The following is a 15,008-nucleotide window of genomic DNA, read 5'->3' as shown; positions in this document are numbered from 1 at the left end:
GCTCTGTTTTCCCCCAAAAGCACCGGAGCGACCCATGTCCCGCCAGATCATCAACACCGAAAAGGCCCCGGCCGCCATCGGCCCGTACTCGCAGGCCGTGCGCGCCGGCAACACCGTGTATTTCTCCGGCCAGATTCCGCTCGACCCGGCCACCGGCGACATCGTCGGCGCCGGTGACGTCGAAGCGCAGGCCCGCCGCGCCTTCGACAACCTCAAGGCTGTGGCCGAAGCCGCTGGCGGCTCGCTGGACAAGGTCGTGCGTCTGGGCCTGTACCTGACCGATCTGGGCGAGTTCGCCAAGGTCAACGCGGTGATGCAGGACTACTTCCAGGCCCCGTACCCGGCCCGTTCCACCATCGAAGTCTCCGGCCTGCCGAAGGGCGCCAACTTCGAGGTTGACGCGGTGATGGTCATCGACTGACCACCACGTGGCACGCAAGGCGGCGGTCACCCCGGTCCTGTCACCGTCCGGCGAAGCATCGCTTGCGATGCTCGCCGGCGTCGGTCCGGCCGTGGCCGCCAAACTGCAGGCGCGTGGCCTGGCCACCCTGCAGGATCTCTGGCTGCACCTGCCGCTGCGCTATGAAGACCGCACCCGGCTGACCCGCATCGAAGACCTGCGCAACGGCGTGCCGGCGCAGGTGGAAGGGCGGGTGGTCGCGGTCGAGCGCGGCATGCGCTACCGGCCGATGCTGAAAGTGGCGGTGGAAGACGAAGGGCAGGGCACCCTGGTGCTGCGCTTCTTCCACTTCCGCCAGCAGCAGGTCGGACAGTTCGCGGTCGGCAACCGGCTGCGCTGCTTCGGCACGCCCAAACCCGGCCATCTCGGCCTGGAAATCGTCCATCCCAGCTACCAGGTGCTGGGCCGCAACGACGATCCCGAACTCGGCGACCGCCTCGACCCGGTGTATCCCACCGTCGAAGGCGTTGGCCCGATGACCATGCGCAAGCTGATCGGCCAGGCGCTGGACCGCCTGCCCGAGGAAAGCACGTTGGAACTGCTGCCCAGTGGCTGGCTGGATGGCCTGGGCCTGCCGTCACTGCGCAGCGCGCTGCTGACCGTGCACCGGCCGCCGCCGGATGCCGACCTGGCTGCACTGGCCGCCGGGATGCATCCGGCGCAGCGCCGGCTGGCGATGGAAGAACTGCTGGCCCACCACCTCAGCCTGCGTCGCCAGCGCATTGCCCTGCAGGCACACCATGCCCCGCCGCTGGCCGGCCCCGGAAAACTGGCCAAGGCGCTGCTGAAGCAGTTGCCGTTCGCGCTGACCGGCGCACAGACGCGCGTGTTCAAGCAGATCCGCGAGGACCTCGCACGGCCCAGCCCGATGCTGCGGCTGGTGCAGGGCGATGTCGGCTCCGGCAAGACCGTGGTCGCCGCGCTGGCTGCCATGCTGGCGGTGGAGCAGGGCAAGCAGGTGGCACTGGCTGCCCCCACCGAACTGCTGGCTGAGCAGCATCTCAACAACCTGCGCGGCTGGCTGGAACCGCTCGGCGTGCACATCGCGTGGCTGGCCGGCAAGGTCACCGGCAAGGCGCGCGCCAAGGTGATGGAACAGGTCGCCACCGGCGAAGCGCAGGTGGTGGTGGGCACCCATGCGCTGATGCAGGAGGCGGTGGTGTTCCAGGATCTGGCCCTGGCCATCGTCGACGAGCAGCACCGCTTCGGCGTGCACCAGCGGTTGGCGCTGCGCGACAAGGGCGCGGGCGGCAACAGCGTGCCGCACCAGCTGGTGATGACTGCCACGCCGATTCCGCGGACGCTGGCGATGTCCGAATACGCCGATCTGGATGTCTCGGCCATCGACGAACTGCCGCCGGGCCGCACCCCGGTGCAGACCGTCGCATTGAACAACGATCGCCGCCCGGAACTGATCGAGCGCATCGCCCTGGCCTGCCAGGAAGGGCGGCAGGTGTACTGGGTGTGCACGCTCATCGAGGAAAGCGAAGAGTTGGATGCCACGCCGGCGCAGGCCACATACGAATCGTTGCAGGCGCTGCTGCCGGGCGTGCGCGTGGGTCTGGTGCATGGCCGCCTGAAAGCAGCCGAGAAGCTGGCCACGATGGTGGCGTTCAAGGCCGGCGAGATCGATCTGCTGGTGGCGACCACCGTGATTGAAGTGGGCGTGGATGTGCCCAATGCTTCGCTGATGGTGATCGAGAATGCCGAGCGCCTGGGCCTGGCGCAGCTGCATCAGCTGCGCGGCCGCGTCGGTCGTGGCTCGGCGGTCTCGCGCTGCGTGCTGCTGTACCAGGCCCCGCTTTCGCAGATGGCGCGCGAGCGCCTGCAGACCATGCGCGAAACCAACGATGGTTTCGTCATCGCCGAAAAGGATCTGGAGCTGCGTGGCCCGGGCGAACTGCTGGGTACCCGGCAGACCGGCCTGGCCGGCTTCCGCATTGCTGATCTCGCGCGCGATGCCGGTCTGCTGCCGGGCGTGCATGAGCTGGCTGAGCGCCTGCTGGCGCAGCAGCCCGCGCTGGCCGATCGTGTGGTGCAGCGCTGGATCGGCACCGCCGTGCGTTACGCCTCGGCCTAATGCCGCCTTGGTGGGTGTGGACCTTGGTCCACACATCCACGCATGGCGTAGATCTACATCGCGCTGCGCGCGGGAGTCGAGCAAGGCTCGACTCTACAGACAGCGCTTTCGATCATTTCCATGTTCATCCACGCATTGCGTGGATGTGTCGACCAAGGTCGACACCTACCAACATCCGCCGTTCCGACAGACCGCGGAAATCTGTCGAAGGCGGGGTGGGTCCGGTTGCGGGGGTGTCCGCGGCATGGATGCCGCGGCCAAGCCCCCAAGGACGGGTTTACGGCGTCCCCCGCAACCGGATCCACCCCGCCATCCCCCAGAAAACCAGCTTTTGACGTTGCCGTTGCCGTTGCCGTTGCCGTTGCTCCGGCCTCTGCGGGTGCAGGGCGCAGCCCTGCCGACCCCCGTACTTGCAACGGTCATCATCCCGGTCCACACTTCGTTGCCGATCTGAAGACGGCAACGATGACCCACAAGATCCCCCTGTTGATCGACACCGACCCTGGTGTGGACGACGCCCTGGCCCTGCTGATGGCCTTTGCCGATGAACGGCATGACGTGGTCGCCCTGACCATCGCCGCCGGCAATGTCGGCCTGCAGTACACGGTCCGCAACGCCCTCAAGCTCTGCGACATCGTCGGCCGCGCCGACGTGCCGGTGTTCGCCGGCAGCCCGGATCCGCTGCTGCATCCGTCCGTCGACGCCGCCCACGTGCATGGCCGCGATGGCTATGGCGATGTGGACCTGCCGCCGCCGAGCCGCCAGGCCGACGCCGAGCACGCCGCGCTGGCGATCCTGCGCCTGTCGCACGAACACGCCGGCGAACTGATGCTGGTGATGCTCGGCCCGCTGACCAACCTGGCGCTGGCGCTGAAGCTGGATCCGACCCTGCCTGAGCGCATCAAGCGCATCGTGGTGATGGGCGGCGCGGTCACCTGCCACGGCAACATCACCCCGGCGGCCGAATTCAATATCGCCTTCGATCCGGAAGCGGCGCACGTGGTGTTCACCGCCTTCAAGCACCTGCTGGTGTCCGACTGGGAGGCCACTGTCGCCCACGGCCTGCCGCTGCAGGAGGCTGAGAAGTGGCTGCAGGCCGATTCCGATCGCGCCCGCTTCTACGAGCTGATCTCGCGCAAGACCCGCGGCCTGTCCGAAGACAGCAAGGGCGGCCGCTGGTACACCGCCGACGCACTGGCCATGGCCTGGGCGCTGAACCCGGAAGGGCAGCTGCAGGTGGAGTCGCGGCCGCTGAACGTGGAGCTGAACGGTACGTTCAGCCGCGGTGCCACCATCGTCGACTGGAACCGCCAGACCGGCCAGCCGGACAACTGCGATCTGCTGATGGCCTACGACCAGGCGCGCTTCGAGGCCCTGGTGCGCCAGGCGTTGGGCGCCGCCTGAGCCGGATGCCGGCAACCGGTTGCCCCGAGGGGCAACCGGTGCTTATAATGCCGCTCTTGACCACCAGCCCATTTACGGTGTGAGCCCATGAAGGCCGATATCCATCCGAACTACCGCGACGTCGTCTTCCATGACGTCACCTCCGATTTCAAGATCCTGACCCGCTCGACCATGAGCACGAAGGAAACCATCAAGTGGGAAGACGGCAACGACTACCCGCTGGTGAAGGTTGAAATTTCCTCTGCTTCGCACCCGTTCTACACGGGCAAGCACAAGGTCATCGATACCTCGGGCCGCATCGACAAGTTCCAGAAGCGCTACGCGCGCTGATCTGTCGATCCAGCTTCGAACCGACGGCCGCGCTCTGCGCGGCCGTTTGTTTTTCCCCGGCGCCTGCCCAACGGGCGTTTGGCTGGACGGAACACTGCGTTCGGGTGACAACGCTTTTGCCGATCCGGGCCGCTCAACGGCCGGCGTCTGGCCGCCTGTCGTCTACGACTTCTGTCTAGCGCCGGGCAAATGCTGCTGTGCGATAATGGCGTGATCCCCGGCACAGGCCGAGGACGTCATTCACGTGCCTGACCAATGCGCTTGGGCAGGCGCCTTCCCATGAAGGAGCGCACACAGTGTCCGATCTTGATCAGGTCACGCTCAACGCCGGCGATAAGTCGGTCGTTCTGCCCGTCATCAAACCCACCCTTGGCAACGACTGCGTCGACATCGCGAAGCTGACCAAGGAAACGGGGTACTTCACCTACGATTCCGGTTTCACCGCGACGGCCAGCTGCAAGTCCGCCATCACCTACATCGACGGCGACAAGGGCGTGCTGCTGTACCGCGGCTACCCGATCGAACAGTTGTCGGAAAAGTCGAGCTACGTCGAAGTGGCCTACCTGCTGATCAACGGCGAGCGCCCGAGCGCCGAGCAGCTGAAGGCCTTCACCGACGAGCTGGCTGCCGAAGCCAACGTCGATGAGTCGATCAACACCCTGATCGGCAGCTTCGCCAAGGATGCCCATCCGATGGCGATCCTGACCGCCGCCATCGCGCAGCTGTCGGGCATCTACCACGCCTCGCTGGACCTGGCCGACGCCGAGCAGCGCCGCCAGGCCGCCGTGCGCCTGATCGCCAAGGTGCCGACCCTGTCGGCGCTGATCTACCGCCACGGCAAGGGCCTGCCGGCCAACAAGCCGGACACCTCGCTGGACTACGTCAGCCGCTTCCTGAAGCAGACCTTCGAGTCGGCTGATGGCCAGTACGATCTGAACCCGGACGTGGTCAAGGCGCTGGACCTGCTGTTCATCCTGCACGCCGACCACGAGCAGAACGCCTCGACCTCGACCGTGCGCCTGGTCGGTTCGACCGGTGCCAACCCGTACGCGTCGGTCGCCGCTGGCGTCACCGCGCTGTGGGGTCCGGCCCACGGCGGCGCCAACGAAGCCGTGCTGAAGATGCTGGAAGAGATCGGCAGCGCCGACAACGTCGAGTCCGCCGTGGTCAAGGCCAAGGACAAGACCTCCGGCTTCCGCCTGATGGGCTTCGGCCACCGCGTCTACAAGAACTTCGATCCGCGCGCCAAGGTCATCGGTGAGATGACCAGCAAGGTGCTCAAGCAGCTGGGCGTGCAGGATCCGCTGCTGGACGTGGCCGTCAAGCTGGAACAGGCCGCGCTGCAGGACGAGTACTTCGTCGCCCGCAAGCTGTACCCGAACGTCGATTTCTACAGCGGCATCATCTACAAGGCGCTGCAGATCCCGACCGAGATGTTCACCGTCATGTTCGCCCTCGGCCGCACCTCCGGCTGGGTGTCGCATTGGCTGGAACAGCAGGTCGACCCGGAAATGAAGATCGGCCGTCCGCGCCAGGTCTACACCGGCAGCGACGTGCGCGACTACCAGGGCTGATCGCCCGCGTAGGTTGTGCCAAGAACGCCCCGCATTCGCGGGGCGTTTTTTTTTGCTTCGGCTCTGGTGGATGCCAACCTTGGTTGGCACGCTTTCGACACTCGGGAAAAATCATCCACGCGTGGCATGGATCTACCGCGTTCCCGCTTTTTGGTAGGTGCCAACCTTGGTTGGCACGCTCTTCACCGCGCCAAGACCGCGTGATTCAAGGGTCTCGCCAGCTTCACAAGCGCTCGCGCAGCCTCAGGACGCCAGCTGCACCCGCAGCACTGATACGGAGCATCCACCCCATGAGTACCCGATTCGATCCACCCGAGCGCGGCCCGCTCGGTCCCGACGTCGCCGCTGTCGTTACCGCACCCATCGTGCCGCCCACCAGCGAAAGCGCAGTGTCCTGGGGCGCGATCCTGGCCGGCGCCGTTGCCGCCGCTGCACTGTCCCTCATCCTGCTCATCCTGGGCGTTGGCCTCGGCCTGTCCTCGGTTTCGCCCTGGTCCTTCGAAGGGGTGTCCAAGGAAACCTTCGGCTGGTCCAGCATCATCTGGCTGACCTTCACCGCGCTGGCCGCTTCCGGCCTGGGTGGTTATCTGGCCGGTCGCCTGCGCACCAAGTGGACGCAGCTGCACGGCGATGAAACCTACTTCCGCGACACCGCGCACGGCTTCGTGTCCTGGGCTGTGGCGACTCTGCTCACTGCTGGCCTGTTGACCTCGGCCATCGGTGGCGTGCTGGGCGCCGGCGCAAAGGTTGCCGGTGCGACCGCAGGCGCCGCTGCCACCACTGCCGGTGCTGCCGTGGCCGGCGCTGGCAGCGCTGCTGCAAGCGCACCGGAGAGCGACCTCAACTACTGGGTGGATTCGCTGTTCCGCAGTGCCACCACGGCGGGCCCGGACGCTGCCGGTGCACCTCCGGTTGCGCCGGCAGCGGGCGCAGCGCCGGGTACCAGCCCGATGGACCCTGCCGCACCGCCGCCCCCCCCGGCCGCCGCCAGCGTTGGCCCACGTGACGCCCGCACGGCCCCGCCGCCGCCGCGACCGATGCCGGGCAATGGCCCGATGGGCGACCGCCGCGAAGTCCGTGCCGAAGTGAACCGCATCATCGTCAACAGTCTGCAGGGGGATGGCCTGGACCCGGCCGATACCCAGTACCTGTCGCAGCTGATCGCACGCGAGACGGGCATGAGCCCGGCTGAAGCGCAGGCCCGTGTGACCGACGTGCAGACCCGCATGCGTGCCGCGCTGGAAAAGGCCAAGAACACCGCCAAGCAAGCTGCCGATGATGCGCGCAAGGCAACGGCCTATGCCGCGCTGTGGCTGTTCATCACCCTGCTGATCGGCGCGTTCTTCGCCAGCCTCAGCGCCACCTGGGGCGGCCGTCGCCGCGACCTGTAACCCGCACCTGATGCAAGGAGACCTGCCATGAAAACGCTTCTGCTCTGGTTCTTGGGCGTGCCGATTCCGCTGTTGATCCTGTACGCGATCTTCTTCTGAGATCGTGTCGTTGAGTGAGATCCATCAGGCCGCCGCGAGGCGGCCTGATGCCATCCAGTTGCGCATGGACATTTACAGCGTCGAGCCACGCTCGACCCACGCGCGCAGCGCACACAACAGCCAATCACCGGCCCAGCACTACGCCTCTGCGTACCGGCTCGGCGAACATCCCAGCACACGCCGGAAGGCAGCGGAAAACGCGCTCGGGCTTGCATAGCCCAGGTCCAATGCCACACGCGTCACCGCCTGGCCTTGTCCCAGCCGCTCAATGGCTACCAGCAGGCACACCTGCTGCCGCCACTCGGCAAAACCCACCCCGGTATCGGCGCGGAACAGGCGCGTGAACGTGCGCCGGCTCATGCCTGCTTCGGCAGCAACGTCATCGAGGCGGACTGCCAGTGAAGGACTGTCGAGCAATGCGCGGCAGACACGTGCGAGACGTGCATCGGCGGGCAGCGGTGCATGCAGGGAAAGTGTCGGCATCGATGCGATTTCCGCCACCAGCAGCTGCATCAGTTTGCCTGCGCGCCCGTCCTCGTCGTACAGCGGGGGCAGGTCCACCGCCGCCTCCAGCAGCTGCTGCAACAGCGCAGAGACCGCGTACACCCGGCAGTGCGCTGGCAGCGCCACTGCGTCGGCCGCCTCGGCGGAGAGAAAGGCGTTGAGCATCGTCACTGGCCCCCGCATGGTCATCTCATGCGTCAGGCCTGCAGGCACCCAGCAGGCGCGCCGTGGGGGAACCAGCCACCGCCCCTGCGGCGTGGCCACACTGATGGTGCCGCGCGCAGCGAACGCGAACTGCCCGCGCCGATGGGCATGGCGGGGAAACGTGAACTCGGCTGCGTAGTCGTTCGAGGTGACCACGACATCGCGTGGCAGGTCTTCGTAGGGTTCAAGCAGCGAATTGCGCATGGCCCGGATTCTATAGCGATTGACCCGTCATCGACGGTGGGCCGGATCCGCGCTGTCTAGCATCAACGCTCCCCTCAGCTGTAATGGAGCCACATGACCAATACTTTCCATCGCGTGGGACACGGACCCCATGCTGTCCTGGTGCTGCACGGCTGGTTCGGCGACGCGCATGCGTTCGAGCCCATCGAGCCATGGCTGTCGCGCGACGACTTCAGCTACATCTTCATGGACTGTCGTGGCTACGGCGGCATGCGCGATGCACGGGGGGCCTATACCATCGGCGAGATTGCGTCCGATGCATTGGATCTGATGACCGCCCTGGGCCACGAGCGCTTCAGCGTGGCAGGTCATTCGATGGGCGGCGTGGCCATTGAACGCATGGCCGTGCTTGCGCCGGAAAGGGTACGCGGCATGGTGGCCATTGCGCCGGTGCCCTGCGGCGGCATTGCCTATGACGCCGCGACGCGAAGCCTGCTTGAAACGGCAGCCGGGGACGTAGGCGTGCGTCGGACCATCATCGATCGCAGTACCGGCGAACGGCTGCCGGCGCAATGGCTCGACTGGAAGGCCGCGTATTCGGCGGCACATGCTTCACCTGCAGCATTTGCCGCCTATCTTCCAGCATGGGCGGATACCGATTTCAGCAATGAGATCGCCGGCAATCATTGGTTGAAGGTGCTGGTGGGTGGGCACGATCCCACCTTCAACCGCGCACTGATGGAGCGCACCTATCTGCGCCGCTACCGGCAGGCCACGATGGAGGTCCTGCAGGATGCCGGGCATTACCCGATGAACGAGACGCCGCTGGCCCTGGTGGCGGCCATGGAATCGTTCCTGAAAGAGGCGTCGGGTTCGGGATGAATGGTTTCTGGCACGGGATGTCGTTTTCACATCTTTTCGGATCTATTGCATGGGCATCACATTCGAGGCGATAGAAGCTGAGGGCACAGATCCCTGCATGGAGACCCCCATGAACCGACGACTCACCCTTGCGCTCATCGCCACCTCCTTGAGCCTGCCCAGCGCTTGCGCCTTCGCCCAGTACACCGGCCCGGGCGCCACCAGTGCCGTCACCACGGTTGCCGAGGCGCGCGACCAGCGTGACGATCAGCCGGTGGTGCTGCAGGGCACGCTGGTGGCCAAGATCGGCCACGAGCGCTACCGCTTCAAGGACGCAACCGGCGAGATCGATGTGGAAATCGACGACAAGGATCTGCCCAGCCACCAGGCCGTCAGCGCGACCACCGTGGTGGAACTGCACGGTGAAGTGGATACGCACCGCTTCAAGCCCACCGACATCGACGTGGATCATGTGCGGATCGTCAGCACGCGTTGAGGCGGCGGTAGTGCACACGTGCGTCGAGCATTGTGTACTTCTACAAAGGGCATCTCCCGCAATGAGGGTTGTTGCAAACGCGGTATGAGGAAGATTGCATAACCCCTAAACATTGAGTGACTTCAAGGATTCTTCTTAACGTTCAGTTATTTAGGAATCCTTGAATGGTCAGCGTGCGGTAGGCCTACCTACCATTCTCTCCGTCGCCCGCCCCCACGCAGGCGGGTGATGCCTCCGCACTGGAGGCCTCATATCCCACCGTCCGAGAGAGACACCATGAACTCCATCCTGAAGAAGGCCGCGCTCGCTGCAGCGCTGGCCACCGTTTCGCTGTCCGCCAATGCATTCGATGCTGACATCAAGGTCTGGGCCAACGTCGATCCGACCCTGGCCCTGCTCAAGGCCGATGGCACGGCGCTGGATTCGGTGGTCAACATGGTCCACAACCCGGTCAGCGGCCTGGTGCCCTGGTCGCAGCAGGTGCGCATCTACTCCAACGATGAAAGCAAGGACATCGAAGTGCGTGTTGGCAGCACCCCGCAGCTGCTCAACACCGATGGTGGCGGCACGCCGGTGCCGCTGACCGTCAGCCTCAATGGCAGGGCGCTGACCGTGGCGGCGCAGGATTTCACCGCATCCGACCTGTTCGATGGCGCCATGCCCGGTGCGTCGATCCCGATGGCGCTGCGTATCGCGCAGACCAGCCCAGCGCCGATCACCCGCGGCGGCAGCTACGAAGGCATCGTCACCATCGCCATGCAGCAGAAGACCACCAGCCCGTAAGGCACCCGCGCCGGCCCGCTTGCCGGGCCGGCTGCTTCCGGTAATCCCCATGAATGCTCCCGCACCCGCCGTCACCCGGCTGGCGGTCGCGCTCGCCCTGTCGCTGGCCACACCCCTGGTCGCGGCGCGCGGCGTTCCCGCCGGTTTCGAGGATCTGGTCGAAGGCCAGACCGAACAACTGGAGATCCGTCTGTTCGGTCGTTCGACCGGGCTGGTGCCGGTGCGCGTGACCCTGGAACACGTGCAGCTGGAAACCCCGGTCGAGGCGCTGCAGGCATTGCAGCTGTCCGCCGAAGCGCAGGCTGCGCTGCTGCCGGCGTTGTCGCAGCCGCTGCCGCGCAACAGCCACCTGGCATGCCGTTACGGCGGTGCCAGTGCCGGTTGCGGGTACATCGATCCTCCCCAGGAGCCCACTGCCGTGCGCGCGCTGTATGACGAAGGCGAGGGCGCTGTGCGCCTGTTTGTCGCCCGCCAATGGATCCCCGGCGAGCCGGCCGCCGAGCGCTACCACCAGGTCAGTGTCAATGCCGAGAACGCCTTCCTGCACCAGCACACCTTCAATGTCAGCGGTGGCCGGGGCTACCAGGCGCTGGCCGCGCAGGGCATGGGCGCACTGGGCGTGTTCCAGCGCGGGCACCTGTCCGCCGACTGGACCTTCAGCCAGCAGCACTACCGCGGCGGTCTTGCCAGCCGCCGTTTCCAGCTCGACAACGCCTACTACCGCCATGACCTGGGCCAGCAGCACTACCTGCAGGCCGGGCGCATGGACCGCCGCAACCTGAGCAGCCCGCAGGGCGGCACCTTCAGTTTCAGCATGCTGCCGATGGATCGCTTCCAGGGTCTGCGGCTGGGCACCACGCAGGCCTACGTGGACTCCGCCGCCGCCGTGCAGGCCACGCCGCTCACCGTGCTGCTGGCGCGCGATGCGCGTGTGGATGCGTTCGATGGCGAGCGCCTGTTGCAGACCTTCTACCTGCAGGCAGGCATCAACCAGCTCGATACGCGCCGGTTCCCCATGGGCAACTACACCGTCAGCCTGCGCATCTACGAAGACGGTGTGCTGGTACGCAACGAGGACGCGCCGTTCGACAAGGGCGGTGACTGGACCGACAGCAGCGTGCAGTGGTTCCTGCAGGGCGGCCGCCGCAACGAGCGCCGCAGCGACCGCTTCGACGACGAACTGGCGGCCATGGGCGGCCTGCGCGTGCCGATGGGGCGCAACGTGGCCATGACCGCTGGCATCGCCGACCTGGGCGGTTTCAGCTACGGCGAACTGCGGGTGGACCTGCGCCATGTGTTTGCCACCCAGGAAGTCCGCGCCACCTTCAGTGGCATGCACGGCAGCGATGGCAGCCGTGGCCAGCAGCATCAGCTTTCCTACCGTCGCCGTGCTTCGTGGAATGTGTACCACCAGCGCATGCGCGGCCGTGCCTGCCAGTTCGAGGATGACGCGCGCGACCGGCTCGGCTGCGCCGATTCGCTCAGCGCCTCGATGGCGCTGCCGGTGGCCGGCGGCAACGCCTACGTGGCCTATACGCGCCGCCAGACCTGGCGTGCAGGCACCGTGCGGCCGGGGCTGGATGATGATCCGCTGGCCGGACTTGACCCGCTGCTGCCGCCGTGGATGCCACAGCCCACGCGCATACCGCAGCTCAGCCGCACCTGGCAGGCCAGCTACAGCCGCAGCCAGCGCTGGGGCGAGTTCAGTGTCTCCAGCCGCATCGGCGTGTGGCAGCAGACCAGCGGCGGTGGACTGCGCGACGGCCGTGACCGCGGCATCTACGTCAACTTCAGCCTCAACCGCCTGCAGCACGATGACCGCGGCAGTTCGCAGCGACGCTATGGCGTGGACGTGCGGCAACCACAGCATGCGCGGCCGGACATCAACTACAGCGCCGGGCAGACGCTGCGCCAGGAATACGAGGATCAGTACCGGGAGGTATCGGGCGAACTGCGCGGCAACAACAACGAACGCTACAGCGCCACGCTGAGTACCCAGCTGCAGAACCGCATCGGCCAGACCGGTGCCACGGTGTCGCGCTACCAGCACCAGGGTGGCAACGAAGTGGCGTACAGCGCCACGCACAGTTCCGGCCTGGCCATCGGCAAGCGCGGCGTGTACTGGGGCGCTGGCGTTGGCGCCGACGCGGGGCTGGCAGTGCAGGTGGATGACACCGACGACCTGGACCTGACCGGGGTTGCCGCCGAGCTGCAGGTGGGCGGGCTGCGTCGACAGCGACTGAAGCTGGGCGAGCGCCGGCTGCTGCCGATTTCCGCCTACCAGTCGCACCGCGCTGAAGTGCAGGACGCCAGCGCCCTGGACAGCATCGCCGCCGTGCGCGTGAGCGGTGTGGGCGGCGCGCGTCCGTTGTTCCTGCCACCAGGCCGGCTGGTGCGCATGCCGGTGCCGATTGAAGTGACCTACACCTTCATCGGCAACGCCCAGGACATCGCCGGCGCACCGCTGCGCGGCGCCCGCATTCTCAACGCGCCGGTGCCCGGCACCGGCAGCAATGGAGGTTTCGTGGCCGACTTCCCACGACGCGAGAAGACCCTGTACCTGCTGCAGGACGACCGGTTGCTGCACTGCCCGCTGCAGGTGCGCGAGCGCCGCAGCGTGGTGATGCTGGTAGGCGCCGTGCAGTGCGAGCCGCTGGCCGTGGCCCAGCTGCCCGCCGACATCCGCCACCAGGCACGGGTGACGCGGTTGCTGCAGGAGCAGGCGCTGATCGCCGCCACGCCACAGACCGCAGCAGCGGGAGGTGCGAAGTGAGCCGTCGGTTGTGGTGGGTGATGGCGGTGTTGTGTGGGCTGGTGCTGTTGGTGCCACGGGCGATGGCGCAACAGCCGCCGGAGACCGACCCCAGCCCGATAGTCCAGCAGGTCACCCGCGCATGGGATCGATCATCCATGCCCGGTGATCTCGAGATTTGGCCAGACCGGACTGTTCTGGGTTTCAGTCGCGACGTCTCCCGCAAGTTCGGACAAATACACCTGACCTGCCGATCCAACATCGACCCGTCGGAAGGTAGCTGCAATATCTCTGGCGATGAGAGTGTTTCATTCAGGCCGTCAGACATCGTACTTCGGATGGTCGAACAGCGATCTGGTCTTCCAACAGAAGTGAGGTTGAACGGATGGCTAAGACGGATTGTGTCCGGTCGCGCATGCTCTGGCGATTTTTGGACCCCACACGTGTATCCGCTTTATTCGGCTGCTTGGGACCAGTGCAATGTCGATTCCCCACTAGGTACCGGGGTGAGGCTTGTACTTCCCCAAGAAGAACTGAGCCGATTGGTCGCCGGCCATTGGCGGGGCGAACTCCTCCTCGATCTCAGAGTGGATCCAAAGCAGGCCGCAGTGCTCACCAACACGGTCTCCTTCGATTTCACCATCACCGACCACAACGCGGTCTCCATCTACTTCCCGCTTTTCGATCAGGTCACCCCGCACGTCGGTCTGAACCTGCAATACGACCCGATCGCGCAGACCATCGGTGGCCGTACCCAGCTCGACATGTGTCTGTACGACGGACTTGGTTCGCAGAGTGCCTACCTAGGCGTCACCGTGCGTGACAGCGGCGCGCAACCTCCCGGGCCCTCGGGCTACTCGGTATGGCACGTCGATGGCGGCGGTGATGCCACCCAGCGCGTGGACTACACCGTCACCCTGGATCACAACGGCAGTGCAGTGCCCATGCGCAACGGCGTGGAGCAGCTGCTGCATGGCATCGATACCGCAAGGTTGCGCCTGGTGCTGCTGCCCGGCATGACGCAGCCGGTGTTCTGCGTGCCTACACCATTGACGCTGGAAACACCGCGCGTGCCGGTCAGCACCAAGCGCCCCGGCTACTACAGCGGCGATCTCAAGGTGGAACTGCGTGTTCCCACCGTCACGCCCTGAACCCCACATGGAGTCCCCGATGAAACCCCTAGTCCGCTGCCTGCTGCCGCTGTCGCTGCTGATGGCGTTGCCTGCCCATGCCAATCTCACCGTGCACCCCATGCGTACGTCGGTGGACGCGAAGAAAGGCGCACAGATACGCATCTACTCGCAGTCCACCCAACCGCAGTACGTGCAGGCATCGATCAAGCGCATCGTCAACCCGGCGGGGGCAGGTGAACAGGAGGTTGAGGTGGAGCCGAATGAGGCCGCCATCGCCATCACGCCAGGAAAGTTCGCCCTCGCCGGTGGCGGCAACCGGCTGATCCGTGTGATTCCGCTGCAGCCGGTCGAAAAGGAAACGGCCTACCGCGTGTACTTCGAGGGCGTGCGCGGCCCCGAACGTGCTGACCCTGCAGGCGAGGGTGAGAGTGCCCAGGCCAATGTCGGCGTCAGCCTGGTCTGGGGCGCACTGGTCAATGTGCTGCCCGCGCAATCGACGATGGACGTGCAGGTGGAGGGTAGCCAACTGCGCAACACCGGCACGGTACGCGTGGGCATCACCAGCATCGCTGACTGCGATGGCGCGCGCTGCACCGCGCATGACGTCTCGCGCAGCCTGTACCCCGGCAGCGCGCTGGAACTGCCATTTCCCCTGCAGCCGGGCCACACGCTGCAGCTGCGCTATCGGCTGACCCGCGATGGCTATCGCGAGCACGTGCACAACGTCGCGCTCTGAGTGCATCTCGCCGCTGTG

Annotated in this window: 13 protein-coding genes; 12 read left to right on the top strand and 1 reads right to left on the bottom strand. The window is 66.1% G+C overall.

Annotated elements, in window-relative coordinates; all coding sequences use genetic code 11:
- The first annotated feature begins 34 nt into the window (after positions 1–34).
- The 6 genes from V9K93_RS15945 to V9K93_RS15920 all read left to right on the top strand — a co-directional run bounded on the left by V9K93_RS15945 (position 35) and on the right by V9K93_RS15920 (position 7,239).
- Positions 35–421: a RidA family protein gene (locus V9K93_RS15945; RefSeq protein WP_005410875.1), complete on the top strand. Its 387-nt coding sequence runs from the start codon at positions 35–37 to the stop codon at positions 419–421.
- 7 nt (positions 422–428) lie between these two features.
- On the top strand, positions 429–2,540 hold the full coding sequence (gene recG, locus V9K93_RS15940) for an ATP-dependent DNA helicase RecG (RefSeq protein ID WP_337302870.1): 2,112 nt from the start codon (positions 429–431) through the stop codon (positions 2,538–2,540).
- 465 nt (positions 2,541–3,005) lie between these two features.
- A complete protein-coding gene (locus tag V9K93_RS15935; protein WP_337302869.1) occupies positions 3,006–3,944 on the top strand; it encodes a nucleoside hydrolase in 939 nt (312 codons plus the stop codon).
- Between the two features lie 87 nt (positions 3,945–4,031).
- On the top strand, positions 4,032–4,274 hold the full coding sequence (locus tag V9K93_RS15930; protein WP_006389217.1) for a type B 50S ribosomal protein L31: 243 nt from the start codon (positions 4,032–4,034) through the stop codon (positions 4,272–4,274).
- A 296-nt stretch (positions 4,275–4,570) separates the two neighbouring features.
- Complete coding sequence (locus V9K93_RS15925) at positions 4,571–5,848, top strand: citrate synthase (protein ID WP_164158898.1); 1,278 nt, start codon at positions 4,571–4,573, stop codon at positions 5,846–5,848.
- Positions 5,849–6,138: 290 nt separating this feature from the next.
- Complete coding sequence (locus V9K93_RS15920) at positions 6,139–7,239, top strand: hypothetical protein (RefSeq protein ID WP_337302868.1); 1,101 nt, start codon at positions 6,139–6,141, stop codon at positions 7,237–7,239.
- A gap of 237 nt (positions 7,240–7,476) precedes the next feature.
- Here V9K93_RS15920 and V9K93_RS15915 read toward each other — a convergent pair whose 3' ends face one another.
- Positions 7,477–8,250 carry an AraC family transcriptional regulator gene (locus V9K93_RS15915; RefSeq protein WP_337302867.1) on the bottom strand — a complete coding sequence of 258 codons (774 nt, stop codon included), beginning with the start codon at positions 8,248–8,250 and terminating at the stop codon, positions 7,477–7,479.
- Between the two features lie 93 nt (positions 8,251–8,343).
- Between V9K93_RS15915 and V9K93_RS15910 the strand changes: the two genes are divergently transcribed.
- From V9K93_RS15910 to V9K93_RS15885, 6 genes are all read left to right on the top strand, one after another.
- Positions 8,344–9,111 carry an alpha/beta fold hydrolase gene (locus tag V9K93_RS15910; protein WP_337302866.1) on the top strand — a complete coding sequence of 256 codons (768 nt, stop codon included), beginning with the start codon at positions 8,344–8,346 and terminating at the stop codon, positions 9,109–9,111.
- Between the two features lie 109 nt (positions 9,112–9,220).
- Positions 9,221–9,586 (top strand): NirD/YgiW/YdeI family stress tolerance protein, encoded by a 366-nt coding sequence (locus tag V9K93_RS15905; RefSeq protein WP_337302865.1) that lies wholly within the window; start codon positions 9,221–9,223, stop codon positions 9,584–9,586.
- A gap of 276 nt (positions 9,587–9,862) precedes the next feature.
- Complete coding sequence (locus V9K93_RS15900) at positions 9,863–10,369, top strand: CS1 type fimbrial major subunit (protein WP_295381587.1); 507 nt, start codon at positions 9,863–9,865, stop codon at positions 10,367–10,369.
- Between the two features lie 49 nt (positions 10,370–10,418).
- On the top strand, positions 10,419–13,142 hold the full coding sequence (locus V9K93_RS15895; protein WP_337302864.1) for a TcfC E-set like domain-containing protein: 2,724 nt from the start codon (positions 10,419–10,421) through the stop codon (positions 13,140–13,142).
- 20 nt (positions 13,143–13,162) lie between these two features.
- On the top strand, positions 13,163–14,272 hold the full coding sequence (locus V9K93_RS15890; RefSeq protein ID WP_337302876.1) for a CblD like pilus biogenesis initiator family protein: 1,110 nt from the start codon (positions 13,163–13,165) through the stop codon (positions 14,270–14,272).
- 19 nt (positions 14,273–14,291) lie between these two features.
- The gene (locus tag V9K93_RS15885; protein ID WP_337302863.1) at positions 14,292–14,990 is read left to right on the top strand and encodes a pilus assembly protein; all 699 of its coding nucleotides are present in this window, start codon (positions 14,292–14,294) and stop codon (positions 14,988–14,990) included.
- Positions 14,991–15,008: the final 18 nt, after the last annotated feature.

Origin of the sequence: Stenotrophomonas sp. CCNWLW162 (assembly GCF_037203745.1) — a bacterium.
GTDB lineage: Bacteria > Pseudomonadota > Gammaproteobacteria > Xanthomonadales > Xanthomonadaceae > Stenotrophomonas > Stenotrophomonas maltophilia_AQ.
Note: the sequence above shows the minus strand (reverse complement) of the source record. Positions and strands in the feature narration are given on the sequence as shown.